This window comes from Paraperlucidibaca baekdonensis (assembly GCF_003387535.1).
Taxonomy (GTDB): domain Bacteria; phylum Pseudomonadota; class Gammaproteobacteria; order Pseudomonadales; family Moraxellaceae; genus Perlucidibaca; species Perlucidibaca baekdonensis.
In genome coordinates this window covers 733,625-759,870 of the sequence record NZ_QUNR01000001.1, presented here as the reverse complement: position 1 = coordinate 759,870, position 26,246 = coordinate 733,625, and the positions used below count along the sequence as shown (strand labels likewise).

23 protein-coding genes are annotated in these 26,246 nt (G+C 57.9%); 12 read left to right on the top strand and 11 right to left on the bottom strand.

The window, feature by feature from the left end:
- Positions 1-6 precede the first annotated feature (6 nt).
- Complete coding sequence (gene ctaD, locus DFR26_RS03550) at positions 7-1,602, bottom strand: cytochrome c oxidase subunit I (RefSeq protein WP_116207546.1); 1,596 nt, start codon at positions 1,600-1,602, stop codon at positions 7-9.
- Positions 1,599-2,783 carry a cytochrome c oxidase subunit II gene (gene coxB / locus DFR26_RS03545; protein WP_116207545.1) on the bottom strand — a complete coding sequence of 395 codons (1,185 nt, stop codon included), beginning with the start codon at positions 2,781-2,783 and terminating at the stop codon, positions 1,599-1,601. Before coxB ends, ctaD begins: the two co-directional genes overlap by 4 nt.
- Positions 2,784-3,123: 340 nt before the next feature.
- Between coxB and aroQ the strand changes: the two genes are divergently transcribed.
- From aroQ to DFR26_RS03495, 10 genes are all read left to right on the top strand, one after another.
- Positions 3,124-3,573, top strand: coding sequence for a type II 3-dehydroquinate dehydratase (aroQ, locus tag DFR26_RS03540; protein WP_116207544.1), 450 nt, complete (start codon positions 3,124-3,126; stop codon positions 3,571-3,573).
- 51 nt (positions 3,574-3,624) lie between these two features.
- Positions 3,625-4,104 (top strand): acetyl-CoA carboxylase biotin carboxyl carrier protein, encoded by a 480-nt coding sequence (gene accB / locus DFR26_RS03535; protein WP_116207543.1) that lies wholly within the window; start codon positions 3,625-3,627, stop codon positions 4,102-4,104.
- 15 nt (positions 4,105-4,119) lie between these two features.
- Entirely contained in the window at positions 4,120-5,460 is a 1,341-nt protein-coding gene (gene accC / locus DFR26_RS03530; protein ID WP_116207542.1) for an acetyl-CoA carboxylase biotin carboxylase subunit, read from the top strand.
- A gap of 104 nt (positions 5,461-5,564) precedes the next feature.
- Positions 5,565-6,464: a 50S ribosomal protein L11 methyltransferase gene (gene prmA, locus DFR26_RS03525; RefSeq protein ID WP_116207541.1), complete on the top strand. Its 900-nt coding sequence runs from the start codon at positions 5,565-5,567 to the stop codon at positions 6,462-6,464.
- Position 6,465: 1 nt separating this feature from the next.
- Positions 6,466-7,059, top strand: coding sequence for a DUF3426 domain-containing protein (locus tag DFR26_RS03520; RefSeq protein WP_181898973.1), 594 nt, complete (start codon positions 6,466-6,468; stop codon positions 7,057-7,059).
- A gap of 17 nt (positions 7,060-7,076) precedes the next feature.
- Positions 7,077-8,069 carry a tRNA dihydrouridine synthase DusB gene (gene dusB, locus DFR26_RS03515; protein WP_245953002.1) on the top strand — a complete coding sequence of 331 codons (993 nt, stop codon included), beginning with the start codon at positions 7,077-7,079 and terminating at the stop codon, positions 8,067-8,069.
- A gap of 35 nt (positions 8,070-8,104) precedes the next feature.
- The gene (fis, locus tag DFR26_RS03510; RefSeq protein ID WP_220375698.1) at positions 8,105-8,380 is read left to right on the top strand and encodes a DNA-binding transcriptional regulator Fis; all 276 of its coding nucleotides are present in this window, start codon (positions 8,105-8,107) and stop codon (positions 8,378-8,380) included.
- 65 nt (positions 8,381-8,445) lie between these two features.
- Positions 8,446-10,047, top strand: coding sequence for a bifunctional phosphoribosylaminoimidazolecarboxamide formyltransferase/IMP cyclohydrolase (gene purH / locus DFR26_RS03505; protein WP_116207537.1), 1,602 nt, complete (start codon positions 8,446-8,448; stop codon positions 10,045-10,047).
- Between the two features lie 16 nt (positions 10,048-10,063).
- Positions 10,064-11,365: a phosphoribosylamine--glycine ligase gene (purD, locus tag DFR26_RS03500; protein ID WP_116207536.1), complete on the top strand. Its 1,302-nt coding sequence runs from the start codon at positions 10,064-10,066 to the stop codon at positions 11,363-11,365.
- Between the two features lie 74 nt (positions 11,366-11,439).
- Complete coding sequence (locus DFR26_RS03495) at positions 11,440-13,704, top strand: NADP-dependent malic enzyme (protein WP_116207535.1); 2,265 nt, start codon at positions 11,440-11,442, stop codon at positions 13,702-13,704.
- Positions 13,705-13,766: 62 nt separating this feature from the next.
- On the opposite strand, the gene DFR26_RS03490 is transcribed toward DFR26_RS03495, so the two are convergent.
- The 9 genes from DFR26_RS03490 to bioB form a co-directional block, all read right to left on the bottom strand.
- Positions 13,767-14,756, bottom strand: coding sequence for a hypothetical protein (locus DFR26_RS03490; RefSeq protein ID WP_116207534.1), 990 nt, complete (start codon positions 14,754-14,756; stop codon positions 13,767-13,769).
- Positions 14,756-15,745: a hypothetical protein gene (locus DFR26_RS03485; RefSeq protein ID WP_116207533.1), complete on the bottom strand. Its 990-nt coding sequence runs from the start codon at positions 15,743-15,745 to the stop codon at positions 14,756-14,758. Before DFR26_RS03485 ends, DFR26_RS03490 begins: the two co-directional genes overlap by 1 nt.
- A 114-nt stretch (positions 15,746-15,859) precedes the next feature.
- The gene (locus DFR26_RS03480) at positions 15,860-17,638 is read right to left on the bottom strand and encodes an acyl-CoA dehydrogenase C-terminal domain-containing protein (RefSeq protein ID WP_116207532.1); all 1,779 of its coding nucleotides are present in this window, start codon (positions 17,636-17,638) and stop codon (positions 15,860-15,862) included.
- 102 nt (positions 17,639-17,740) lie between these two features.
- Complete coding sequence (locus DFR26_RS03475) at positions 17,741-19,528, bottom strand: acyl-CoA dehydrogenase C-terminal domain-containing protein (protein WP_116207531.1); 1,788 nt, start codon at positions 19,526-19,528, stop codon at positions 17,741-17,743.
- Between the two features lie 244 nt (positions 19,529-19,772).
- Positions 19,773-20,486 carry a dethiobiotin synthase gene (gene bioD, locus DFR26_RS03470; protein WP_116207530.1) on the bottom strand — a complete coding sequence of 238 codons (714 nt, stop codon included), beginning with the start codon at positions 20,484-20,486 and terminating at the stop codon, positions 19,773-19,775.
- 16 nt (positions 20,487-20,502) lie between these two features.
- Positions 20,503-21,294, bottom strand: coding sequence for a methyltransferase domain-containing protein (locus DFR26_RS03465; RefSeq protein ID WP_116207529.1), 792 nt, complete (start codon positions 21,292-21,294; stop codon positions 20,503-20,505).
- Positions 21,291-22,097, bottom strand: a complete 807-nt coding sequence (gene bioH / locus DFR26_RS03460; RefSeq protein ID WP_116207528.1) for a pimeloyl-ACP methyl ester esterase BioH — start codon at positions 22,095-22,097, stop codon at positions 21,291-21,293. Before bioH ends, DFR26_RS03465 begins: the two co-directional genes overlap by 4 nt.
- Before the next feature lie 38 nt (positions 22,098-22,135).
- Positions 22,136-23,341: an aminotransferase class I/II-fold pyridoxal phosphate-dependent enzyme gene (locus tag DFR26_RS03455; RefSeq protein ID WP_116207527.1), complete on the bottom strand. Its 1,206-nt coding sequence runs from the start codon at positions 23,339-23,341 to the stop codon at positions 22,136-22,138.
- A gap of 18 nt (positions 23,342-23,359) precedes the next feature.
- Complete coding sequence (gene bioB / locus DFR26_RS03450) at positions 23,360-24,418, bottom strand: biotin synthase BioB (RefSeq protein WP_116207526.1); 1,059 nt, start codon at positions 24,416-24,418, stop codon at positions 23,360-23,362.
- On the opposite strand from bioB, the gene DFR26_RS03445 reads away from it, so the two are divergent.
- Positions 24,419-25,204 (top strand): ComF family protein, encoded by a 786-nt coding sequence (locus DFR26_RS03445; protein ID WP_116207525.1) that lies wholly within the window; start codon positions 24,419-24,421, stop codon positions 25,202-25,204.
- Between the two features lie 16 nt (positions 25,205-25,220).
- Complete coding sequence (gene corA, locus DFR26_RS03440) at positions 25,221-26,243, top strand: magnesium/cobalt transporter CorA (RefSeq protein WP_220375693.1); 1,023 nt, start codon at positions 25,221-25,223, stop codon at positions 26,241-26,243.
- Positions 26,244-26,246 lie beyond the last annotated feature (3 nt).

Sequence of the window (26,246 nt, the reverse complement as noted above, 5' to 3'; positions counted from 1 at the left end):
ACTCGCTTACTTGATCACGGGTGGCGTTTCGAAGGTGTGATAAGGCGCTGGGCTAGGCACAGTCCATTCCAAACCATCAACAGCTTCCCAGGGATTAGCGCTGGCCTTCGGTTGGCGCTTCAACGTGAACAACACGGCAATAAAGAACAGCTGGCTAGCACCAAACCAGAAGCCACCTATCGAGATCCAAAAGTTCAAATCAGCAAACTGCATGGAGTAGTCGGCATAACGGCGTGGCATGCCGGCGAGGCCAACAAAATGCATGGGGAAGAACAGCAAGTTCACCGACAGCAATGAGCTCCAAAAATGCAGCTTAGCTAGCGATGTACTAAACATATGACCCGACCATTTCGGTAGCCAATAGTAAGCCCCTGCGAAGATCGCAAACAGCGAACCGGTCACCAGCACATAGTGGAAATGCGCGACCACAAAGTAGGTGTCTTGGTACTGATAGTCTGCCGGGGTGATGGCCAACATGAGGCCCGAAAAGCCGCCGATGGTAAACAGCACCACAAAGGCCAAGGCGAACAGCATGGGCACTTCAAAGGTCATCGAGCCGCGCCACATAGTGGCCACCCAGTTGAAGACCTTCACGCCCGTGGGCACGGAAATCAGCATGGTCATGTACATGTAAAACAGTGACCCGGCCAGCGGCAGACCGGTGGTGAACATGTGGTGCGCCCAGACCACAAATGACAGCAGCGCGATCGATGCGGTGGCATAGACCATGGAGGGGTAGCCAAACAGCGGCTTGCGCGCAAAGACCGGAATAATCGCGGAGATAATGCCAAACGACGGCAGAATCATGATGTAGACCTCGGGGTGCCCGAAGAACCAGAAAATATGCTGGAACATGACCGGATCACCACCGCCAGCGGCATCGAAAAAGCTGGTGCCAAAATGGCGATCGGTGAGCATCATGGTAACCGCACCGGCTAAGACCGGCATCACGGCGATCAGCAAGAAGGCTGTAATGAGCCAGGTCCAGACAAATAGCGGCATTTTCATCATGGTCATGCCGGGAGCACGCAAGTTGAAAATGGTGACCACCACGTTGATGGCGCCAAGGATCGACGAAATGCCCATGAGATGGACAGAGAAAATAAAGAAGTCGGTGCTGGCCGGGCCATACGTAGTCGACAGCGGCGCATAGAACGTCCAACCGAAGTTGGGCGCGGCACCATAGCCAAGAATCGACATGATCACCGAGCCAATCAAAATAGCAAAGGCGAATGGCAGCAACCAAAACGAGAAGTTATTAAGACGCGGCAAGGCCATGTCGGGCGCGCCGATCATCATCGGCACCATCCAGTTCGCGAAGCCAGTAAAGGCCGGCATGATGGCGCCAAAGACCATGAGCAGGCCGTGCACCGTGGTCATTTGGTTGAAGAAGTCCGGCTGCACCAGCTGCATGCCTGGGTACATTAACTCGGCACGAATAACCATTGCCGCCAAGCCGCCACAAAGCAGCATGAGGAAGGCAAACACCAAATACATGGTGCCAATATCTTTGTGATTGGTGGTGGTAAACATGCGCAGCAAAAACGGCTTGAGCTGATGATGTTCGCCGTGATGATCGGCGTGTGTCGCTGTGGTGCTCATTTGGCAAACTCCGAAGGCTGGACGAGGTCGCCGGTGTCATTACCCCAGGCGTTGCGCTCATACGTGGTTACTGCCGCCATTTCGCGCGCTGTTAGCAGGCTGCTCCACGCAGGCATGGCATTTTTGCCGTGCAAAATAATATTGATGTGATCTTGCAGCCCGCTTTTTTCGATGGCCATTTTGCTGCCTTTCAAGGCAGGGAACATGGGCGGTAAGCCAGCGCCATTGACTTGGTGGCAAGCAGCACAACGCGCCACATATACACCCTCGCCTTCAGTCATCGCGGCCGCCAATGACGGGAACTTGTAATCGACTGAAGCGGCAGCAGCTTTCGCATCAGCGATGGCTTGCACCTTGGCATCGGCCAGCCAGACTTTAAAGTCAGCGGGTGATTTAGCCTCCACAACAATGGGCATAAAGGCGTGATCTTTGCCACACAGCTCGGCGCAACGGCCACGGTAAATACCTTCTTGGCCGACCGGCACATTCGCCCATACTTCATTGATAAAGCCCGGCACAGCATCACGTTTCAGCGCAAAATCAGGCACCCACCACGCATGAATAACGTCATCTGAAGTAATTAAGAAGCGAACCTTTTGGCCTGTTGGAATAACCAGTGGCTTATCGACTTCAATTAAGTAGTTGGGGTGTTTTTCAAAGTCAGGAATGTTGGATGCGTCCCAGCCCTTGCCCTGGCGCTCGTATTGCTCGCGCGGCGTAGATAACGCTGATAAGAAGCTAACGCCTACGTCTTTGTCTTCGTTGTAGGTGAGGTACTCGTAGTGCCATTTCCATTGCGAGCCGGTGACGCGAATGGTCATGGTCGACTCGCTGGTATCGCTCATGGCCACCAGCACTTTCGTCGCCGGAATAGCCATACCAATCAAGATGATGAATGGCACAACGGTCCAAATAATCTCGACAGTGGTGCTTTCGTGAAAATTCGCGGCCACCGCACCTTTGGATTTGCGGTGATGCAAAATAGACCAAAACATCAGGCCAAAAACGCCCAGGCCAATGACAATACATATATAGAGAATAGTGCGATGCAAGCCGTGCACTTGCTGACTGATGTCAGTGACACCGGGGGTCATATCCCAGTTAGTTGAAGCCATAAGCCATGGCGAAAAAAGTAAAACAGCAGCGCCAAAAACAGCGCCAAATAATGTGGTTTTCCGCATGCAACGGACCCCTCAAGTGTGATGCAACATAAACACTGATGGATTTATTGCGCAGGTTGGCTGGGTGACTGGCCGTTCTACGCGTCCACCTCTTCTTATCGAGTCCGAGATTAAGTGCATCGGCGACGAGTGTCTAGCCAGTCACTGTATTTTCTCTGTGAACAAACCATAGTCGTGTTGAAACTCAGTGACCGCTCAGTCATAGTCGCCGCCCATTGATCAGCAAACCGCATCCATTGATTGCCGGAAGCCGACGCATTCGGTATTGTGCGAATACTTTGTGCATGACAGTTCAGCGACATTCGCCGACGTTAGCCGAACTTACTTTAGGATATCGTTTATGCCCGCCATTTTAGTTGTGCATGGCCCCAACCTGAATTTACTCGGTCAACGCGAGCCCAGCATTTATGGCGCCGAAACATTGGCGGCTATTGATGCCCGATTAACGCAGCAAGCCAGTCAAGCAGGGGCAACACTCGCCACCACGCAAAGCAATCACGAAGGCGTTTTAGTCGACCGCATTCATCAAGCCGCCCAAGAAGGCATTGATTTTATTATCATTAATCCAGCGGCGTTTACGCATACCTCGGTGGCGTTGCGTGATGCGTTGTTGGCGGTCTCTGTCCCATTTATTGAAGTGCATATTTCCAATGTCCACAGCCGTGAGCATTTTCGTCAACAATCATACTTTTCGGATCGCGCCGTTGGCGTGATCTGTGGGCTTGGGCCGCAAGGCTACGAGCTCGCACTGAACTATGCGTTACGCCATTTGGCCGTAACGACAACATAAAAACTTTCAGGCCGCGCTCCGTGAGCCCTGCCACACTTTAGGAGTACACATATGGACATTCGTAAGATTAAAAAGCTTATTGAGCTGGTGGAAGAATCCGGCATTGATGAGCTGGAAATTACCGAGGGTGAAGAGTCTGTTCGCATTGCGCGTAATCGCCCACCCACCGCCATGAGCTACTCGTTGCCGCCGGCCGCCGCGCCAGCGCCTGCTGCATATGCCGCACCGGCGCCAGCGCCAGCCGCCGCTGACGCATCAAAAGGCACGGCACCGGCTGCCGATGAGCCCGCTACCCATGGTTTTGTGCAACGCTCACCAATGGTCGGTACGTTTTATCGCTCGCCCTCGCCGACCTCGCCACGCTTTGTTGAAGTTGGCGCCACGGTGCAAGCCGGCGACGTGCTGTGCATCATTGAGGCGATGAAAATGATGAACCAAATCCAAGCCGATAAAGCCGGCGTGGTGGAAAGCATTCTCATCGAAGATGGCCAGCCGGTTGAGTTTGACCAGCCGCTCTTTACCATCGTTTAAGCGGAGATCACCTCTATGTTGGACAAGGTGGTCATCGCCAATCGAGGCGAAATCGCGCTGCGCATTTTGCGCGCCTGCAAAGAACTTGGCATTAAAACCGTAGCGGTCTATTCAAAAGCCGATCGCGACCTGCTGCATGTGCGCTTAGCCGACCAAGCCGTGTGCATTGGTCCGGCGCCGAGCAAAGCCTCCTACTTGAATATTCCGGCGCTCATTTCCGCGGCAGAAGTCACTGATTCGCAAGCCATTCATCCGGGCTATGGGTTTTTGGCGGAAAACGCCGACTTTGCCGAATGCGTGGAAAAGTCAGGCTTTATTTTCATCGGCCCGCGCGCGGAAACCATTCGCATGATGGGCAATAAAGTCTCCGCCATTGTCGCCATGAAAGCCGCCGGCGTGCCCACCGTTCCCGGCTCCGATGGCGCCGTCAGTGAAGAAAATGCCGAAGCCATGGCCGAGAAAATCGGCCTGCCGGTGATCATCAAAGCCGCCTCCGGTGGCGGTGGTCGCGGCATGCGCGTGGTGCACAAGATGAGCGACGTAAAAAGTGCGCTAGCGGTAACGCGCTCAGAAGCCGGCGCGGCCTTTGGCGATGACACCGTGTATATGGAAAAGTTTTTGGTGCACCCGCGCCACGTCGAAATCCAAGTTATTGGCGACGGCGAAGGCAAGGCCATCCACCTGTATGATCGCGACTGCTCCTTGCAGCGCCGCCATCAAAAAGTGGTCGAGGAGGCCCCCGCCCCGCACATTCCCATGAAGCTGCGCGAAGACGTCTACGCCGCCTGCATCAAAGCTTGCGAACAAATGAAATATCGCGGCGCCGGCACCTTCGAGTTTCTCTACGAAAACGAGCGCTTCTATTTCATTGAGATGAATACGCGCGTGCAGGTTGAGCATCCGGTAACCGAGATGGTCACTGGCGTCGACATCATTAAAGAGCAACTGCGCGTCGCCGCCGGTCTCGGCTTATCGGTCACGCAAGATCAAATATCCCTGCACGGCCATGCCGTGGAAAGCCGCATCAATGCCGAAGACCCGAAAACCTTTATGCCCTGCCCCGGCAAGGTCAACTACTACCACGCACCCGGCGGCCCCGGCATTCGTATGGACTCGCATTTATATTCCGGCTACAGCGTGCCACCGCACTATGATTCGCTGATTGGCAAACTCATTGCTTTTGGTGAAAGCCGCGAGATTGCACTGAAGCGTCTGCAAAATGCGCTCGACGAAATCGTCATTGATGGCATTCGCAGCAATATCACGTTGCATCGCGACATCATCCTGCAAGACCCTGGCTTTTTGGCTGGCGGCGTCGACATCCATCACCTCGAAAACAAGCTGGGCCTGACGTAAAACCGGCCTGCGCGACAACAAAAAAGGGCCCAAGCGGCCCTTTTTGACTATAAAATCGCCAGCTTCCCGACTACACTGCGCGTCCTGTTTTTTTGGAGCACATCATGTCTTGGCTGCAACTGACCATCAGCACAACGAAAGCGGCTGTTGACCAACTCGATGAGCTCCTCGAACTCGCTGGCGCCAGTGCCGTGCTCATGCAAGATGCCGGCGATCAACCGCTGCTCGAACCACCGCCCGGCGCGCAACCCTTATGGGATGCCACGAAAATCACTGGGTTGTTTGTCGTCGACTCCGAGATGGATGCCGTGGTGGAGTTTCTTGAGCGCCAACTTGGCCATGCCCTGCCCGAGCACCGCATCGAGGTCTTAGAAGACAAAGACTGGGAGCGCGCGTGGATGGATAACTACCACCCCATGTGCTTTGGCGAGCGCCTGTGGGTGGTGCCGAGCTGGACACCGCCGCCCCGCCCCGATGCCATCAACCTGCTGCTTGATCCAGGCTTGGCCTTTGGCACCGGCACGCACCAAACCACGGCACTGTGCATGGAGTGGCTCGATAGCCTCGATCTCAGCGATAAAGTCGTGGTCGATTATGGCTGCGGCTCCGGCATTTTGGCCGTCGCGGCCCTGCTGCTCGGCGCGCGCGAGGCTTGGTGTGTCGACCTCGATCCGCAAGCGCTGACCGCCACGCAGAGCAATGCCGAGCGCAACGGCGTGGCGGACCGCCTGCGCGTGTTTATGCCCGATGATATGCCTGCCGATTTCAATGGCGGCGAAGGTGCTGATGTGGTGGTTGCCAACATCCTCGCCGGCCCCCTAGGCCAGCTCGCGCCGCTGCTCGCCGGCTATTGCAAGCCCGGCGGTGAGATCGCCTTATCGGGCATCATCCGCTCACAAACCGATGAACTACGCTCAATTTATGAGCAATGGTTTACCATGGATGGCCTTGCCACCCGCGATGAAGACTGGTGCCGACTCTCAGGCCGCAAGCACGAGGCATAACATGAGCGAGCCACGCGACAACGCGCGCAGCAACCCCATTGCCGACCTCTACCGCGTTGATGTGCCGGTGGAGCTGGAGGCCTTGCCCGCGCACACCCGCCAATGGCCATGGCTCGTGCTGGCGTTGTTGGCCGCGCTAACCATCATTGTTGAAGGCGCTTGGCTGAGCCAAAACTTTTGGCTGCAACAACCGCTGGTGCGTAGCGTGCTGAGCCCAGCCTTGGACCGTGTCGGCTACCGCCTCATACGCCCCGTACTGACTAATGCTTGGGAAGTCACCGGCCTCAACTTGAGCGCCGAGCCTGGCAGCACCACCATTTGGCATCTCGATGCCGTGCTCAATAATCGCGCCCGCATTTTGCAACCGTGGCCCACGCTGCAAGTCAACTTACGCGACTGGCAAAATAGCCTCGTTGGTCGCCGCAATGTCCAAGCCAGCGACTACTTGCCCGCCGGCCTACCGCCGCGCTTTGCGCCAACGGCATTAATTGCCTATGGCCAGCCTGTGCGCATTCGCGTCTCCGTGGCGCTCGAGCCCGGCCCCGATGGTCGCTATCCGGCATTTGAGCAGGCCGAACTAAAAGTGCTGCCATGACGGACTTTTTACGCCCCCTGCAGATTGGCCCCTATCGCCTCGATGTGCCATTGGCCTTAGCGCCCATGGCCGGCGTTACCGATCGCCCCTTTCGCCAGCTCTGCCGCGCGCAAGGCGCCGGCCATGTGGTCTCGGAAATGGTCACCTCCGAATCGCGCCTATGGGACTCGCAAAAGTCACGATTTCGCCTCGACCACACCGGCGAGCCCGGCCCCATTACTGTGCAAATCGTGGGCTATGATCCCGCCATGATGGCCGAGGCCGCTGCGCTCAATGTCGCTAATGGCGCGCAAATCATTGACATCAATATGGGCTGCCCCGCCAAGAAAGTCTGCAATCGACTCGCCGGCTCCGCGCTCATGCAAGATGAGCCCTTGGTTGCTGAGATTTTGCAGGCCGTGGTCGCCGCGGTGGATGTGCCGGTGACCCTGAAAATTCGTACCGGCTGGGCGCGCAACGCCCGCAATGGCGTGAGCATCGCGCGCATCGCCGAAGAGGCTGGCATCGCCCTGCTCTCGGTGCATGGCCGCACCCGCGAAGACAAATACCTAGGCGATGCCGAATACGACACCATTGCCGAGATAAAAGCCGCCGTGAGCCTACCTATTTTGGCTAATGGCGACATCTGCACGCCAGAAAAGGCGCGCTTCGTCTTTGAGCACACCGGATGCGATGGTATAATGATCGGCCGAGGCGCTCATGGGCGCCCGTGGTTATTTCGCGAGATCCAGCACTACCTCAGCACAGGTCAGCAACTGCCGCCCATCCCGTGGGCGGAGCGGGAAGCTATTGTGTTGCACCATCTGGATAGCCTGCATGAGTTTTATGGGCCGGGTCTCGGCGTGCGCTTTGCACGCAAACACATGTCTTGGTACGCCGAGCATATGCCCAACGGTCGCGCCTTGAGCCGACCATTTAATGCCCTAACGGATGCCGACCAGCAGCGACGCTTGGTCAGTGAATTTTTTTCGCACTTGCGCACGCAGCCCAGCTCGGGTTGTGCGGCCTAATGTGCATTTGCCACTTGTGAGAGTTTTGCATGGACATGTCTGTCATTAAAAAACCGTTAACCAGCACCAGCACCCGCCCAAACCAAACGTTGCGCGATCACGTTGAGCTGGCCATGCGTAACTACTTCGCCCATCTCGACGGTGAGCGCGCCAGCGACGTCTATGAAATGGTCTTGGCCGAAGTCGAAACCCCGCTCTTAGAAGTGGTGCTCGAATACACCCGCGGCAACCAAACCCGCGCCTCGGAAATCCTCGGCTTAAACCGCGGCACGCTGCGTAAAAAGCTCAAGCAACACGGCTTAATGAACTAAGCCCCACGCCACGGCCTGTCCGTGGCTTTTTTATGCCTCACCATTTGTCTTAAGAGCCTGTTTTTATGAGCCAATCCACGACCCATCGCGTGCAGCGCGCCTTATTAAGCGTATCCGATAAATCTGGCCTGGTGCCGTTTGCCCGCGGCCTGGCTGAGGCTGGCGTGGCCTTGTTGTCGACCGGCGGCACGTATCAGCTGCTGCGTCGCGAAGGCATTGCCGTCACCGAGGTCTCGGACTACACCGGCTTTCCCGAGATGATGGATGGTCGCGTAAAAACATTGCATCCGAAAATTCATGGCGGCATTTTGGCCCGTCGCGGCCAAGACGACGCAGTGATGAGCGAGCACGCCATTGGCGGCATCGACCTCGTGGTGGTCAATCTTTACCCGTTTGCAGCGACCGTGGCCAAGCCTGACTGCACGCTGCCCGATGCCATCGAAAATATCGATATTGGCGGCCCCACCATGGTGCGCTCGGCGGCAAAAAATCACGCCCACGTCGGCATTGTTGTCAACACAGTTGACTACGATCGCGTGCTCGCCGAGATCCAAACCGATGGCGGCCTGTCACACGCCACGCGCTTTGACCTAGCCGTGAAAGCCTTTGAACACACCGCCGGCTACGACGGCATGATCGCTAATTACTTAGGTGCATTAGTGGGTGAAAAGCCAGCCGATTTGAGCGCGCGCGACACCTTCCCGCGCACGTTCAATAGTCAGTTTGTTAAAGCTCAAGAGCTGCGTTACGGCGAAAACCCGCATCAGCGCGCGGCCTTTTATGTCGAATCGAGCAGCCGCGAAGCGAGCGTGGCCAGCGCCACTCAGCTGCAAGGCAAAGAGCTGTCGTACAATAATATCGCCGACACCGACGCCGCGCTGGAGTGCGTGAAAAGCTTCGCGAAACCGGCGTGCGTCATTGTCAAACACGCCAATCCTTGCGGCGTCTCAGTCTCAACTGATGGCATTTTGGCAGCCTACGAGCTCGCCTACGCCACCGATACCGAATCGGCATTCGGCGGCATCATTGCCTTTAACCGTGAGCTCGATGCCGCCACTGCCCAGGCCATTGTTTCGCGTCAATTTGTTGAAGTGATTATTGCGCCGAGCATCACGCCAGAGGCTTTGGCGGTGACTGCCACTAAGCAAAATGTGCGCGTGATGGCCTGCGGCGAACTGCCTGCCATTGATGCTCGCGCCAGCCAGTGGGACTTTAAGCGCGTCAATGGCGGCTTGCTCGTGCAAGATCAAGACATGGGCATGATCGGCAGCGATGACCTGAAAATCGTCAGCCAACGCGCGCCAACTGAGGCCGAAATTCATGATCTCATTTTTGCTTGGAAAGTCGCCAAATACGTAAAGTCCAATGCCATTGTTTATGCGAAAAACCGTCAGACCATCGGCATTGGTGCTGGACAGATGAGCCGCGTCAACTCCGCGCGCATCGCCGCCATTAAGGCCGAACATGCCGGCCTGCCCGTGCCCGGCGCGGTGATGGCCTCCGACGCCTTTTTCCCGTTCCGCGATGGCATCGATAACGCCGCCAAAGCTGGCATTGTCGCCATCATTCAGCCCGGCGGCTCCATGCGCGACGCCGAGACCATTGCTGCCGCCGATGAAGCGGGTATCGCCATGGTCTTCACCGGCATGCGTCATTTCCGTCACTAATTAAGCGAGTTTTGCGATGAATATTTTACTCTTAGGCTCCGGTGGTCGTGAGCACGCGTTGGCGTGGAAACTGGCCCAAGATGCCCGCGTCAACACCGTGTTTGTCGCCCCGGGCAACGCCGGCACAGCAACCGAGCCTAAGTGTGAAAATGTCGCGTTAGATATTCTCGACAACGCCGCGCTGCTGGCCTTCGCGCAGCGCAGTGACATTGCGCTGACCGTGGTTGGCCCCGAAGCTCCGTTGGTCAATGGCGTGGTCGATGCCTTTCGTGGTGCCGGCTTACGCATTTGGGGGCCAACCCAACACGCGGCCCAGCTCGAAGGCTCGAAAGCCTTTGCCAAAGACTTTTTAGCGCGCCACGACATCCCCACCGCGTTTTACCAAGTCTTCACCGAGACCGATGCCGCACTCGCCTATGTTCGCGAAAAGGGTGCGCCCATTGTCATCAAGGCCGATGGCTTGGCGGCCGGCAAAGGCGTCATTGTCGCGATGACCTTAGCCGAGGCCGAAGATGCCATCACCGACATGCTCGCCGGCAATAAATTCGGCAGCGCCGGCTCGCGCGTGGTCGTGGAAGAGTTCCTCGACGGCGAAGAGGCCTCGTTTATTGTCATGGTCGATGGCAACCATGCCCTGGCCATGGCCACCAGCCAAGACCATAAGCGCATTGGCGATGGCGACACGGGCCCCAACACCGGCGGCATGGGCGCCTACTCGCCAGCGCCCGTGGTCACGCCCGAGGTGCATGCCCGCGTCATGCGCGACGTCATCGAGCCGACTGTCGCGGGCATGAAAGCCGAAGGTCACGACTACACCGGCTTTCTCTATGCCGGCCTGATGATCGATGCCGATGGCACGCCAAAAGTCATCGAGTTTAATTGCCGCTTTGGCGACCCCGAAACCCAGCCCATCATGATGCGCCTGCAAAGCTCATTGCTTGAGCTCATTGAAGCCGGTCTCGATGGCAAGCTGGCCAGCACGACAGCGCAGTGGGATTCGCGGGCCGCGCTCGGCGTGGTAATGGCCGCTGCCGGCTATCCCGGCGACATTCGGACCGGCGATGCTATCGAAGGCCTAGGCCAAGAGGCTGCTGGTGCGAAAGTCTTCCAGGCCGGCACCAAACTCATCAATGATCAGATTTGCACCAGCGGCGGTCGCGTGCTTTGCGCCACGGGCCTTGGCGAGACCGTGAAAGCGGCGCAGCAAGCGGCCTATGCAGAGGTGGCAAAAATCCAGTGGGCCGGCGAAATTCATCGCCACGATATTGGCTACCGAGCCATTGCGCGCGAGACTGAAGGGTCACGCACAAGCGACTAAACGCGCACACGATCTCGCTTTTGCGGTGCTATAATCGCGCGCTATTACTAGGCACGGCACAAGCGAGTATCACTATGGATGAGGCACTGCGTAAAGCGGCTCTGGATTATCACGAATTTCCCCAGCCCGGCAAAATCAACGTCACACCCAGCAAGCAGCTAGTCAATCAACGCGATTTGGCACTGGCTTACTCGCCCGGTGTCGCCGCGCCATGTGAAGAAATCCAACGCGACCCCTCCACCGCCTCACGCTACACCGCGCGCGGCAACTTAGTGGCCGTGATTACCAACGGTACTGCCGTGCTCGGTCTTGGCGATATTGGCCCACTGGCCTCCAAGCCGGTCATGGAAGGCAAAGGCGTGCTGTTTAAAAAGTTCGCCGGCATCGATGTCTTCGACATCGAGATCAATGAGCGCGATCCAGAAAAACTTGTCGATATTATTGCTGCGCTGGAGCCAACCTTTGGCGGGATCAACCTCGAAGACATCAAAGCGCCCGAATGCTTTTATGTGGAGAAAAAACTCCGCGAGCGCTGCAAAATTCCGGTCTTCCATGATGACCAACACGGCACCTCAATAATTGTCGGCGCGGGCTTATTAAACGCACTGCTGTTGTCGAAGAAAAAAATCGAAGACATCAAAATCATCTGCTCCGGTGCCGGTGCGGCGGCGATTTCTTGCCTGAATCTCTTGGTGTCGCTCGGCGCTACGCGCAGCAACATTTTTGTCACCGACTCCAAAGGTGTGATTCACAGCGGCCGTGACAATCTCGACGCCAGCAAGCAGCTCTACGCGCAAGACACCGACGCACGCACATTGGCCGACCTATTTCCCGGTGCCGACATGTTCCTCGGCTTGTCCACTGCCGGCATCGTTTCGCAAGACATGGTCAAGGCCATGGCCGATGACCCGATCATCTTCGCGCTCGCCAACCCCACGCCGGAAATTCTCCCCGAGCTGGCGAAAGCCGTGCGCCCAGACGCCATCATTGCCACGGGCCGCTCGGACTACCCGAACCAGGTCAACAACGCCCTGTGCTTCCCGTATATTTTCCGCGGTGCGCTCGACTCCGGTGCCACCACGGTCAATGAAGAAATGAAGATCGCATGTGTCTATGCCATCGCAAAAATGGCACACGTGGAGTCATCAGACGCGGCGGCCTATAGCGGGTCACCGAGCAGCTTCGGCCGCGAATACCTGATCCCCGGCCCACTCGACCCACGCTTGATTATGGCGATTGCGCCAGCCGTTGCGCAGGCCGCGATGGACTCCGGCATTGCCACGCGCCCAATCACCGACTTCCCTGCCTATCGTCAGCGCCTGTCCGAATTTGTCTACAACTCGGCCTTCCTGATGAAGCCCGTGTTTGCCGCCGCCAAAGCCGCGCCAAAGCGCATTGCCTATTGCGAAGGTGAAGATCCACGCGTGCTGCGCGCCGCTCAAATCGCCGTCGATGAAGGCATTGCCTTCCCCGTGCTGATTGGCCGCACCAGCGATATCAATGAACAAATCAAGAGCCTAGGCCTGCGTATTCGTCCCGGACACGATGTTGAAATCGTCGACCAAGACAATATTGCGCGCTACGAAGAGTTCTGGAAGCACTACTTATCGCTGATGGAGCGTCGCGGTATTGGCCAAGAGCTGGCCATGCGCGAAGTCCGTCGTCGCACCACGCTCATCGGCTCCATGCTCGTGCATTTTGGCGATGTCGACGGCATGATCTGCGGCACCTTCGCCAACTACGATTTGCATTTGCGCTATGTCAGCCGTGTCGTTGGCCTGTCGCATGACACACAAAACTATGCCGCCTTAAACGTGCTGATGCTGCAAGACATGACCTTGTTCATCACCGATACGTATGTGAACCCAGACCCCACCGCTGAACAGCTCGCCGACATCACACTGAAAGCCGCGGAAGTGGTGCGTAACTTCGGCCTAACACCGAAAGTGGCGCTACTGTCGCACTCGAATTTTGGCACCGATGACAACCCCAGCGCGCGTAAAATGCGCGAGACGTTTGCCTTGCTGCAAGCGCAGGCTCCAGATCTGGAAGTCGATGGCGAGATGCATGGTGACGCCGCACTCAATGAGCACGTTCGTAATAAAGTGTTCCCGAATGCGCGCCTGAAAGGCCCCGCCAACCTGCTCATCATGCCGAACTTAGATGCCGCCAATATCGCCTTTAACCTGCTGAAAACATCCAGCGGCAATGGCGTGACGATTGGCCCGATTCTGCTCGGCGCCAAACGCCCCGTGCACATCCTCACGCCCACGGCGACGGTACGCCGTATCGTCAATATGACTGCCGTGACCGTTGCCGAGGCTATTGCGCACTCGTAAGGGCAGCGCACATGAAAAAGGGCTCGGCAGGCAACTGCCGGGCCTTTTTTATGCCCATTGATTTAGTCCGGCAGCACGGTCTGCAATAAGCAGTTTTCGCTACGCAGATCAATATACGCCTGATCGCTACCGCGCGGATAAATGCGCAACCGCAAACTGGCAAAGGGGGTGACGCGCAAGGTCCGCGCCAGCCAGCGATTGCGCGTGTCGGGCAGAGCCAACCACGGCGTGATGCGCGGATTGCCGCCATCGGCATGAATGTGCAGGCGAAACTCATCGTTGACGAGCGTCGCCAGCCAGCGGTAATCACCAAACTCCGGCGCATCGGTAGTGGCATTGGGCAGCCAGCGATCGAAGCAATACTGTCGGCCGCCGACACTGACTTGTGCCTGCGCAATGGTCAACGGCGCGCGACGACCCAGCGCCGGCGCCAGCCACTGCCCCATGGCCAGCACATTGGCCTTGGTTTGGCCAGCAAAACTCACGCACTGTAGCTGGGCGCTGCCCATGGCGGCGAGGCGGCTATAGCACTGCCATTGGCCGCCGTCGCTGCGACCGTCGAGTGTCATCGCTGCTTGGCCGAGGCGCGCGGGCGGAGTGAACTGCCAGAGGCCATCGCGGCAATGTGGTTGAGCCTTGAGCGCGCCCAATGGACTGCGCAAGGTGACGCGATGCTCGGGCAATGACAGCGCTTGACTGCTGATTTGGGCCTGGCCATTGGCGCCGAAAAAGCGCGCGCGCAGCAGGCCATCACGCTCGCTTAAGAAGCTGCCCGACGGCCACGTATGCTCGACTGCCGCCCAGTCGCCGCGCTCACGCCAGCGCGCTAAATCGGCAGCGCCTAAGGCATACTCATCGTGCAATGTGTGCAAACGCGGGCCATCGTGGCGGGAAAATAGCGCCATGGCCACACGCCGCTGAGCGTGGCGGCGCAGTGGGTGCATGACCGTGTCGTGTTGCAGCCAATAAGCGCTGTCGCCATTTAGGCCCCAACGCACATGCTCATCGAAGCCACCTAGCCAATGCGGCTGCTTGGCGGGAAGTGTTGTCATTACCGCTCATCTTGATCAGGAAAAAATGCCACACGCGCAGGCTTTTCGCGGCGCTGATGGCCAAAGTGCACCTCAAGGCGCAAGGTAAAAGACGGTAGCGTATCCCAATCGCGGGCACGCGTCTGCGTCAGGCGTGGCTCGATTTCATAAAATAGCCAGTCCCGTAAAAACTGCTGCCGATAGCGCAGCCAAACATAGCGCGAACGCTCCTGCCATGCATCACTCACACCCTCCTGCGCGGCGCCAATGGCCGCGCTGCTATTGGCGCTCAGCGCGCGACCGAACACCGCGCCACGCGACCAAAATGCACCGTCGTCTTGATTGTCTTGCTGGTAGTCGAGTTGATGATACAGCGTAAAGACACTGTCATTTTGCAAGGCATGACTGTAGTCAATGGTATTGATGGCGCGCAGTCTTTCTTTCGCGCCATACCGTAGGCTTTGCGCAACGCGCAGCTGATCATCGGCACTGAGCGCCACCGAGTTGGCAAAGCGCCCGCGCACAAACAGGTCTGGGCCTGAGCGCACGCCGGCATCAGTCTCAATGCGCATACGCTCTAGATTTAGCACCAACCAGCGCAGGGCTAGTGCAGACTCATTAACGCTGGGAATGCTGCGCAGCGTGCCAGACTCACGGCTTTCATCTTCCAGAATCAGCGATAGGCGTTTATTGATGCGCGGCAGGGCTACTTGAGCGCGCAGACGCAAGGACGCGGTGAGGTCGCCATGGTCATCGATAATAAACTCAGACACCGCACGCAGGGCAACCGAGGCGTTGTCATCGAGTTCAGGATGGCCGAGCCATTCATCGAACCAACGCACGCTGGATTGCGCGCGCAACTCGATTAAACAATGCGGATAGTCTGCCCAGCCGAGTAAATCGCCAGCATTATCGCGGGCAATACACGGCTCAGCAGTTGGTGAGAAATCTGATGCCATGAGTGGCGTGCATAGGGCAAGCAGCACGACGGCTAGGTATTTGCGACACATGACTGCCCCTCCCCGAGGCCGACCTAGTCTCAGGCTGGCACAACGAGGAAGGCTTAGCTAGCGCCAAGCATGGCTGTTTTGTGGCGAAACAGTGGCTAAAAAGTAGCCAGCCGTTTAGAAGCCCTCAGCACTCAACGCCATCAATGGTGCGGCGCCACCGCGAATAAATGCGAGGCGCATGTCGAGCTCCGGTAACATTCGGCTAAAGAAAAAGCCGGCCACGCGACGTTTGTCGGCGTAGAAATCACCGTCTTTCCCTTGCGCCGCTTGCAGCATCAGCAGCCACATGTGGGCGTAAGTAAACAGGCCAAAGGCATGCAGGAAGTCGACTGCGGCGGCATTGATTTCATCGGCATCTTGCGCGCTCGCGGCAACCAAATCATCGGTAGCTTGAGCAATGGCATCGGCGGCAGCGGCGGTGGCTTGCGCAGCACTGGCCAGCGCGCTGTCACCCTGCACGCGAGCAATGAGCTCACGCACTTCAGTGACATAGTTGTGCACATAGGCGCCGCGATTTTTCACGAGTTTGCGGCCAACCAAATCCTGGGCTTGCACGCCATTGGTGCCTTCATAGATTTGCGCAATGCGAGTGTCGCGGACCAGCTGCTCCATGCCCCATTCGCGCACATAACCGTGACCGCCAAAGACTTGCTGGGCTTCCACACAGGCTTCAAAGGCTTTGTCGGTGAGGAAGGCTTTCGCCACCGGCGTCATCAAGGCCACGCGGTCGGCGGCTTGCGCGCGCTCATCGGCGTCATCGCTGTATTTGGCAAGGTCTAGGTATTTCGAGACGTACATGGCGAAGCAACGGCCGGCTTCGTTGTGCGCGCGCACATTGAGCAACATACGACGCACATCAGGATGCACCAGTAAGCTATCGGCGGCTTTTTCGGGCTGCGCCGCGCCTTTGGCCGAGCGGCCTTGCAAACGGTCTTTGGCGTAAGCGGCGGCATTTTGGTAGGCCACTTCCGAAGCGCCAATGCCCTGCAAGCCCATCGACAAACGCTCGTAGTTCATCATGACAAACATGGCGGCCAGGCCTTGGTTGATCTCACCCACGAGCCAGCCTTTGGCGGCGTCGAAGTTCATCACGCAGGTGGCCGAGCCTTTGATGCCCATTTTGTGCTCGATATTGCCGGCCGATACCGGGTTGCGCGCACCAACGCTGCCGTCTTCATTGACCAAAAATTTCGGTACCACAAACAGCGAAATACCTTTTGAGCCAGCTGGTGCATCAGGCAGCTTAGCAAGCACCAAGTGGATGATATTGCTGGCGAGGTCGTGCTCGCCGCCGGTGATGAAAATCTTCGTGCCGGTCAGCTCATAGGAGCCATCGGCCTGTGGCACCGCTTTGGTTTTGATGATGCCCAAATCGGTACCGGCATGTGGCTCGGTCAAGCACATGGTGCCGGACCATTCGCCGCTATAGATTTTCGGCAAATAGCGTTCGTTGAGCTCATCGCTGGCGTGTTGCGACATCGATAGTGCCGCACCAATGCCCAGCAAAGGGTAAAGCGCAAAAGATGGGTTGGCGCCAAAGAGAATTTCTTCGGTCATTACCGTGACCATTTTCGGCATGCCTTGGCCGCCCCAGCGCGGGTCAGCACCGAGACCGATCCAACCGCCCTCGCCGTATTGCGTGAAAGCATCTTTGAAGCCGGCCGGTGTGGTGACCTCACCCGCGTTAAACACGGCGCCCTCTTCATCGCCACTGCGATTGAGCGGGAACACCACGTTTTCATTGAACTTAGCGGCTTCTTCTAGAATGGCATCGACGGTATCGCGGTCAACAACATCGGCCAAGGCTGGCAGGCGCGCCCACAAATCGGTGGCTTGAAACACATCATCGAGAACAAAACGCATATCGCGCAGGGGGGCTTTAAATACAGGCATGAGGTATTCCTTCAATCATGTCAGTGATGCAAAACGCGCATCAACACAGGGACAAAAGCCCGCATGCGCGGGCTCTCGTTCACTTACAACAGCACAGACGCTTTAGAAAGCAAAGGCTTCAGCTTCCATTTGCATCAGCACATCGCCACCATTTTCAATCACTGCGGCATGCGATTTGGTGCGTGGCAACAACTTTTGGAAATAGAACTGCGCGGTTTTGATTTTGGCTTGGTAGAAAGCCGCATCACCCTCGCCTGAAGCGATTTTCGCCTGCGCGACCTGAGCCATCCAAGCCCACAGATAAGCCAAGGTGGCATAGCCCGAATACATCATGTAATCGACGGCAGCTGCACCGGCTTCGTTGGGATTTTGCATAGCTTTCATGCCGATCTTCATGGTCAGATCGCCCCACTCTTTATTTACTGCGGCCAATGGTTCAATGAACTGCGCCATGTCGGCGTTATCTTTGTTGGCTTCGCAAAACTTGTGCACGATCTTCGTGAAGTTACGCAGCATGGCGCCTTGAGTTTGTAGCACTTTACGGCCCAATAAATCCAACGCTTGGATTTCGGTGGTGCCCTCATAGAGCAAGGCAATGCGCGTATCGCGAACAATTTGCTCCATACCCCATTCGCGTACGAAACCATGGCCGCCATAAACCTGCACACCGTGGTTAGCGGCTTCATAGCCGGTCTCGGTCAAGAAGGCTTTGGCGATTGGCGTCAAGAACGACATGAGTTCGTCGGCTTGCTTTTTCGCCGCTTCATCATCGGAGCCATTGAGCAAATCGGTTTGTGTCGACAGCCAGTAGCAAAGCAGACGACCGCCTTCGGCAAACGCTTTTTGCGTCAGCAGCATTTGGCGCACGGCAGGATGCACGATGATGGGATCGGCTTCTTTCTCAGGAGCCACCGGGCCGGTCAACGCACGCATGGCCAGACGATCTCGAGCGTACTCTAAAGCGCCTTGGAATGAGCCTTCAGCAGCCGCCAAACCTTGCACCGCGGTGCCGATACGCGCCACGTTCATGAAGGTGAACATGCAGTTTAGACCACGGTTGGGTGGACCAATCAAGAAACCTTTAGCGCCATCAAAATTCATCACGCAGGTAGCTGACGCTTTGATACCCATTTTGTGCTCGATCGAGCCGCAAGCCACGGTGTTGCGCGAGCCATCGGGCATGAATTTCGGCACGATGAACAGCGAAATACCTTTGGTGCCTTTCGGGGCATCGGGGAGACGTGCGAGCACAATGTGTACGATATTTTCCGACAAGTCGTGTTCACCCGCGGAGATAAAAATCTTCGTGCCGGTCACGCTGTAGCTGCCATCAGCATTGGGTTCAGCTTTAGTACGGATAGTGCCCAAGTCGGAACCAGCGTGCGATTCAGTCAAGCACATGGTGCCCGTCCATTCGCCCGATACTAGCTTGGTCAGATACGTCTCTTTTTGCTCGGGTGTGCCGTGCGCTTCCACGGTATTGATAGCACCGTGTGATAAGCCCGGATACATGCCAAACGACCAGTTCGCGGTACCCATCATCTCGCTCATGGCGATACCGATGGTGGGCGGCAAGCCTTGACCACCGTGGCCTTCTTCGGCCGCCAACGAACCAAAGCCAAGCTCGACGTATTTGGCATAAGCTTCTTTGAAGCCTTTTGGTGTGGTCACCACGCCATTGTCGAAATGACAGCCTTCTTCGTCGCCCGAGCGGTTGATGGGGGCCAGCTCGCCTTCGCAGAACTGTGCACCCGCTTCAACGATGCTGTCGATGAGTTCGCGATTGGTGTCGCTGAATTTCGGCAGGCCGGCATAGAATTGTTCTAAGCCCAGCACATCGTGCATGACAAACTGCATGTCGCGCAGCGGCGCTTTATATTGAAATGCCATGAGTAAATCCTCGCTAAATGCTGCACACCATGCGCAGCGTTGGGTTCGTAGACAGACACTGGAGCGATGTATCGCGCATAAAACCACGCTGGCTCGGATCTGTGATAGCCACAGTGTAGTGAAGAAACCGACAATGACACAGTGCGAAATGTGACCGACCATTCACGGTTATGTCATTCACTGTAGTAATTGAATGTTGAGTGTAGCCATTAGCTTGTCCCGCTTTCGCTAGGACAAACTGCGGTCATTTCGACGATATCTGACTGCTTGGTCGCGCTTTTAGGCTCAACGCACTGAGATCCAGATGACTCGCGGCATCTAACGCATCGCCCTCCGGCGCCCACGGCAATACGCCCAAACACGGTGCCGGCAGCCAGCGTTTCAGCGTGTCGATATTCTCCTCGAGCTTGAGCATGTCGGGGTCGATGACATTAGCAACCCAGCCGACCAAGCGCAGGCCATCTTTCAAAATCGCCTCGGTGCTGAGAAACGCCGCGTTGAGCGCACCTAGCCGCATGCCCACCACCAAAATCACCGGCGTGCCCAAGGCTTTTGGCAGGGCGCTGAGCATCTCGCGGTCATTGAGCGGCACGCGCCAGCCACCGGCACCTTCTATTAGGGCGAAGTCGACGCGCCGACTCAAGCTGCCGCGGCAGTAGCCCGCGAGCTGATTGATGGTAATGCGCCGACCGGCCTCGCTCGCGGCCAAGTGCGGCGAGCAGGGTGCGGGCAAGGCCACGGCATTGACCTCCTCGTAGCTGAGCTTAACGCTGCTGGCCTGCATCAGCGCTAAGGCGTCGCTATTGCGCAGGCCATCTGCCGTGCGCTCGCAACCGGCGGCAATGGGCTTCAGCCCGAGCGAGCTATAACCGGCATTTTGTGCGGCCTGTAAAAGCGCCACCGCCACATAGGTTTTGCCAATATCGGTGTCGGTGCCGGTGATGAAAAATGCCGCCATGAGGAATGCCTATTGCTCAGACCGCTCGAAGGCGAGCGTGCCAAACCTGAAATGTAAAAGGAATGCCGGCAGGCTCTGCTGCCTGCTCAATGCCTGCGAGTAGTTCGCGCACATGGCGCCGGCTCGCTGGCGCGGCTTGTGGCGTGGCGGTCACGCCCATGGCGCGCAAATATGCCAGCCAGTCTCTCGCGCTCGTGAAGTGCCGCGTGTAGGTTTTCACGTCACTGGCTTCCAGTTGCCAGTCCTGCGCAAAAGCTGCCTGCCATTGCGCCAGTGGCAATAACAGCGCGCCATCGCCACCGTCACCATGCAGCGGGGCGAGACTGCCCGCCAGCGGGATGGCCAGCTGCGCATGGCCTTGAGCGCGCACCACCCGCCGCAACTCTGCCGCTACCGCTCGCGGCGACAAGCACCAATGCAGGGCAAAATGACTCATGACCGTATCGACACACTGATCGCGTAGCGGAATGGCCAAGGCCGAGCCGACCACGCGCTGCACCTTCGGGCCGATCGGTGCCTGACGCAACATGGCCTCGCTGATATCCAGCGCCAGCACCGTACTCACCGCAGTGCATTCACTGATCAATTGCGCGATGGCGCCATGACCGGCACCGAGTTCAAGCACCAGCCCTCGCGCCTGCGTGCACGCGAAAAAATCCTGCGCCGAGGCCTGCTGTAGCGCGGAAGTATCGGCATAGCTCATGGCGGCGCGCTGAAAGTGGCGCGCCACATTCGCTTGCCAGGGGCCAGTGGCCGGCTGCTCGGTAGCGCACACCACGTGAGCCTCCAGCGCTGCAGCGCCGCTCACCGATTCATCTCGCCCAAGAGCTCAGCCAGCGCCTGCTGAAAGGCCTCCGGTTGCGCGAGAAATGGCGCATGGCCGGCCCCGTCAATGAGGCGAATGGCGAGGGTTGAGCGCAGCGCGAGCAAGTCCTCTGCCAGTAGCGCCGGCACGAGCTGATCGTGACGCCCCAAGATCATCGCGATGGGTATCGGCAGCTGAGCAAAGGCCTCACGCTGGTCCATGTCCTGCAGCAGCTGCAGGCTTTCGCGTAAGGCCCGCGGCGCCGGCAAGCCGTGGAAATACATGATCTCTTGCAAAAAGCGGATGTCGGCTTTCGCGCGCGCCGAGCCCATGCATTGCAGCGATAAAAAGCGAATCAGCGTGGCTTCGGGGTCTTCATCGAAGAACTCGCTAAAACCGGTGAAGGTCGCCTCCGGCATGGCGTGCGACCAGTCTGGGCGCTGCACAAAGCAGGGATTACTGGCAATCAGCATCAGCGCGGAGACGCGGGCCGGATGAGCTTGCGCATAGGCCAAGGCAAGCTCACCGCCGAGCGACCAGCCCAGCCACAGGGCGCGCTCGGGGGCCACTTCAGCAAGTTGCGCCACGACAGACTCGACGCTCAGCGGCGCATTTGGCAGAGGGCTGCGGCCCATGCCCGGTAAGTCAATCACGGTGACGCAATAGCGCTCCAGCAAAAATGGCACGATGGGATCGAAGACGATCGAATGCAGGCCCCAGCCATGCAGCAAGACTAGATCGGGAGCGGCGCTGCCGAGTGGGCCGGTGCTGTGATAGGTGTCGTGATAGAGCATTAACGCAGGCATAAAAACTCAAGCTCTCGGTGCGGTCATTGAAAAGAAAATCACGGCGAACTCACGCAGGCATAATCCATCGCTAAGTCCGCCAGCGCATCAAGCAAGCGCGCGATGGCCTCCGGCGTGTGCGCACTGCTGAGCGTTACGCGCAGGCGCGCGCTGCCATTGGGCACGGTCGGCGGACGGATGCTGCTGACCCAAAAGCCGCGCGCCAGCAGCGCCGCGCTCAACGCATTGGTGCGCGCCGTATCGCCAATAAGCAGCGGCTGGATGGCGGTGTCGCTGGCCATCACGTCCCAGCCCTGCGCCAATGCGCCGGCGCGAAACTGAATGATATTGGCCTGCAAATTAGCGCGCCGCCAATGATCATCGCGAACATGCGTGAGCGCCACACGGGTGACCGCCGCTAGCGCCGGTGGCAAGGCGGTGGTGTAAATGGCTGGGCGCGCGAGCTGCTGCAAGGTATCGATGAGCACCTTCGGGCCGGCGGCAAACGCGCCATACACACCAAAGGCCTTGCCGAGCGTGCCGATGCGCAGCGCCACGGCGTCATCGCGCAGGCCGGCATGACTGACGCTGCCGCGCCCGGCCTCGCCAATAACGCCAAAGGCATGGGCTTCATCGAGCACCAACAAGGCCTGCTGACGCTCGGCGACGGCGACCAGTTCGGCCACCGGGGCGATATCGCCATCCATGCTAAACACGCCATCGCTGACCAGCAGGCGCTTATGAATGTTCTCGGGCAAGCTCATCAGGCGCTGCTCAGCGGCTAGCGCCTCGGCGTGGGCATAGCGCAGATGCTTGGCGCCCGAGGCGATGGCACCATCGATCAGCGAGGCGTGGTTTAGGCGATCTTGCACAATGGCATCCCCGCGCCCCGCGAGGCCGGCGAGCACGCCGAGATTGGCCAAATAACCATTGCCAAAGAGCAGCACCGTCTCCACGCCCAGCCAGTCGGCCAGCGCCTCAGCTAACGCAGCGTGCTCGTGGTGATGACCGCAAACCAAGCTTGCCGAGCCAGCACCGACACCAACGCGGCGCACCGCATCGATGAGCGCCGCTTGCAACGCGGGTTCAGCAGCGAGGCCTAAGTAGTCATTGCTGCAAAAATTATCGAGCCAGCGCCCGTCGCGCTGCACGCGCACCGCCTGAGGCGAGTCCAGATGCACGGGCTGACGGCGCAGACCATCGCGATCTCGCGCGGCAAGCGTGTCGCTCAGCCAGGCCTGCCAGCTAGTCGGGACGGCAGACATCAGCGCATGCGTCGTCGTTTAAACACGGGTCGCCATGGCATCGTGCCAGAGTGGCGCGGCGGCTGGCGCATAAAGCGTTGGCTCAATGACCGCATCGCGCGCAATTTCCGACTCGACCATGGGCTTCAAACCCAAACGCTTAAATAGCAGCATGTCTGACTCGGCTTCCGGGTTAGCAGTGGTGAGCAATTTATCGCCATAAAAAATCGAGTTGGCGCCGGCCAAAAAGCACAGCGCCTGCTGCGACTCGGGCATCTCCTCGCGGCCAGCCGACAAGCGCACCATGCTTTTCGGCATGATGATACGCGCCACCGCGATGGTGCGAATAAACTCGAACGGGTCGAGGTCATCAACATCGCCCAAAGGCGTGCCGGGGATTTTCACCAGCTGGTTAATCGGCACCGACTCCGGATGCGCCGGCAACGTAGCCAGCTGCGTCAATAAACCAATGCGGTCTTCGCGGCGCTCGCCCAAGCCAACAATGCCACCCGCGCAGACTTTCATGCCGGCATCGCGCACATGCGAGAGCGTATCGAGGCGATCTTGGTAGCTACGCGTGGTGATGATTTGCGCGTAATGCTCGGGGCTGGTGTCGAGGTTGTGGTTGTAATAATCCAAGCCGGCGGTGGCCAATTCCGAGGCCTGTGCGCCGTCGAGCATGCCTAAGGTCATGCAGGTCTCAAGCCCCAAGGCCTTCACGCGTTTGACCATCTCCACCACATAGGGCATGTCTTTTTCGCGCGGACTGCGCCAGGCCGCACCCATGCAAAACCGCGAGGCGCCTTTGTCCCTAGCATTTCGCGCCTCCTCGACTACCTTTTCTATAGCCAGCAGTTTTTCTTTGTCGAGGCCGGTGTCGTAATGCCCCGACTGCGAACAGTATTTGCAGTCTTCCGGGCAGGCGCCGGTTTTGATCGACAACAGCGTGCTGACTTGCACGGCATTGGCATCGAAGTGCTGACGATGCACGGTCTGCGCGCGAAACAGCAGGTCATTAAAAGGTAAGTCAAATAAGGCAGCAACGTCGGCGCGCGTCCAGTCGTGGCGCGGCGCAGTTGAATCGGCAAAGGAGTGCATATGAATCTCGACAGTCAGTTCAGGGTCGCACAGGGCATGTGTCGCCAGCTAGCGGGCGTGTTGGCGGCTATTGTGGCGAGACTGAGCAGTCATCGTCAACTTATCTTGAGTCGAATGGTTGACGTAGTGCGCGCCAATCGTTGCGTGCTCTGCCATGGCCGAGGGCATCACGACTGCTTGTGTGTGGCCTGCTCGGCCGATCTGCCGTGGCTGACCAGCGCCTGTCAGCGTTGCGCACGGCCATTAAGTACACCCGCTGAGCAGTGCTCAGACTGCGCCGATGCACCGCCACCGTGGCAGCGTGCGCAGGCTTTATTTACGTTTCGCTTTCCCATCGATCGGCTAGTGGCAGCGCTGAAATACCACAGCCGCCTGGTGCTCGCCGATTACTTTGGTCAGCGTTTGGCCGACTGCATCGATCCCGATGCGCTACCGGATGTCATTGTGCCTGTGCCCATTCATGGCAAACGTTTGCGCCAGCGCGGCTACAACCAAACGCTTCTATTAGCTCGCATCATGGCCAAGCGTCTGCAGCGGCCAGTGGCGGTGCATGATCTTGTGCGCGTGCGCGACACACGCATGCAAAAGTCGCTGCATGCCGATGAGCGCCGCGCGAATTTAGTCGGCGCGTTTATCTGGCATGGCCCGCCGCTGCATCATCAGCATGTGCTATTGGTCGATGATGTGCTGACCAGCGGCGCCACCGCCGAGGCGATTAGCCAGTGCCTGCTCGCCGCCGGTGCGCAGCGCGTCGATCTGGTGGTCATCGCACGCACACTGGCCTAAACACGCCAGCGGCGAAATGAGCCGGCGAAATGCTAGCTGCCAAGCGCTCGGCATTGTTAGAATGCTGGAAAATTGGGAGATGCCACGCATGCTGATGGCCTTCACCCTGAATAAGGGTTTGCTCGAACCAGTCGCCATTAATGCGGCCGAAGATCTGATCGCTGACATCCTGTGGGTTGACCTAATCAACCCCACCGATGAAGAGCGCGAATGGGTGCGCACGGCCTATAGCCAAGAGCTGCCGAGCATCGATGATCTCTACGAAATCGAGGCCACCTCGCGCTTTTACGAAAACGATGACGGCCTGCACATCAGCTCGTATTTCCTCAATTACGCCGACCAGTCATCGACCAATATTTCCGCCGCCTTTGTGTTTAATGGCGATCGACTATTTACGCTGCGTGAAGAAGAGCTCGCGGCATTTCGCCTGTTCCGCCTGCGCGCACGCAAAGGCCTGGTCAATATCAACAACCCCAAATCGATCTTGATTGGCTTGTTTGAAACCAAAGTGGAAAACCTCGCCGATATGATCGAGCGCATCGCCGCCGATCTTGAAGTCACCGGCTCGCAAGTGCTTGGCAATGCCGAAACCGATGACATGGAATCGCTGCTCACCGAGATCGCGCAGCAAGAAGACATCATTGGCAAAGTGCGGATTTCCATGGTCGATTTGCAGCGCATGCTGTACTTGCTATTGCGCTCCGGCATGCTCAACGCCGAGCTCAGCGAGCGCCTGCGCGATATCATCCGTGACTCGGAGTCACTGATCGCGCACACCTCATTTTTGTTCGATAAAATTAAGTTCTTGCTCGACACCACGCTCGGCTTTATCAACGTTAATCAGAACAAAATCATCAAAATCTTCTCGGTGGCCTCCGTGGTGTTTCTACCACCGACCATGATCGCCAGCGTCTACGGCATGAACTTCCGCGTCATGCCCGAGCTTGGCTGGGACTTCGGCTACCCTTTTGGTATCGGCATGATGATCCTCTCCGCGGTGGCGCCCTACTTCTACTTCAAGCGCCGCAACTGGCTCTAGGTC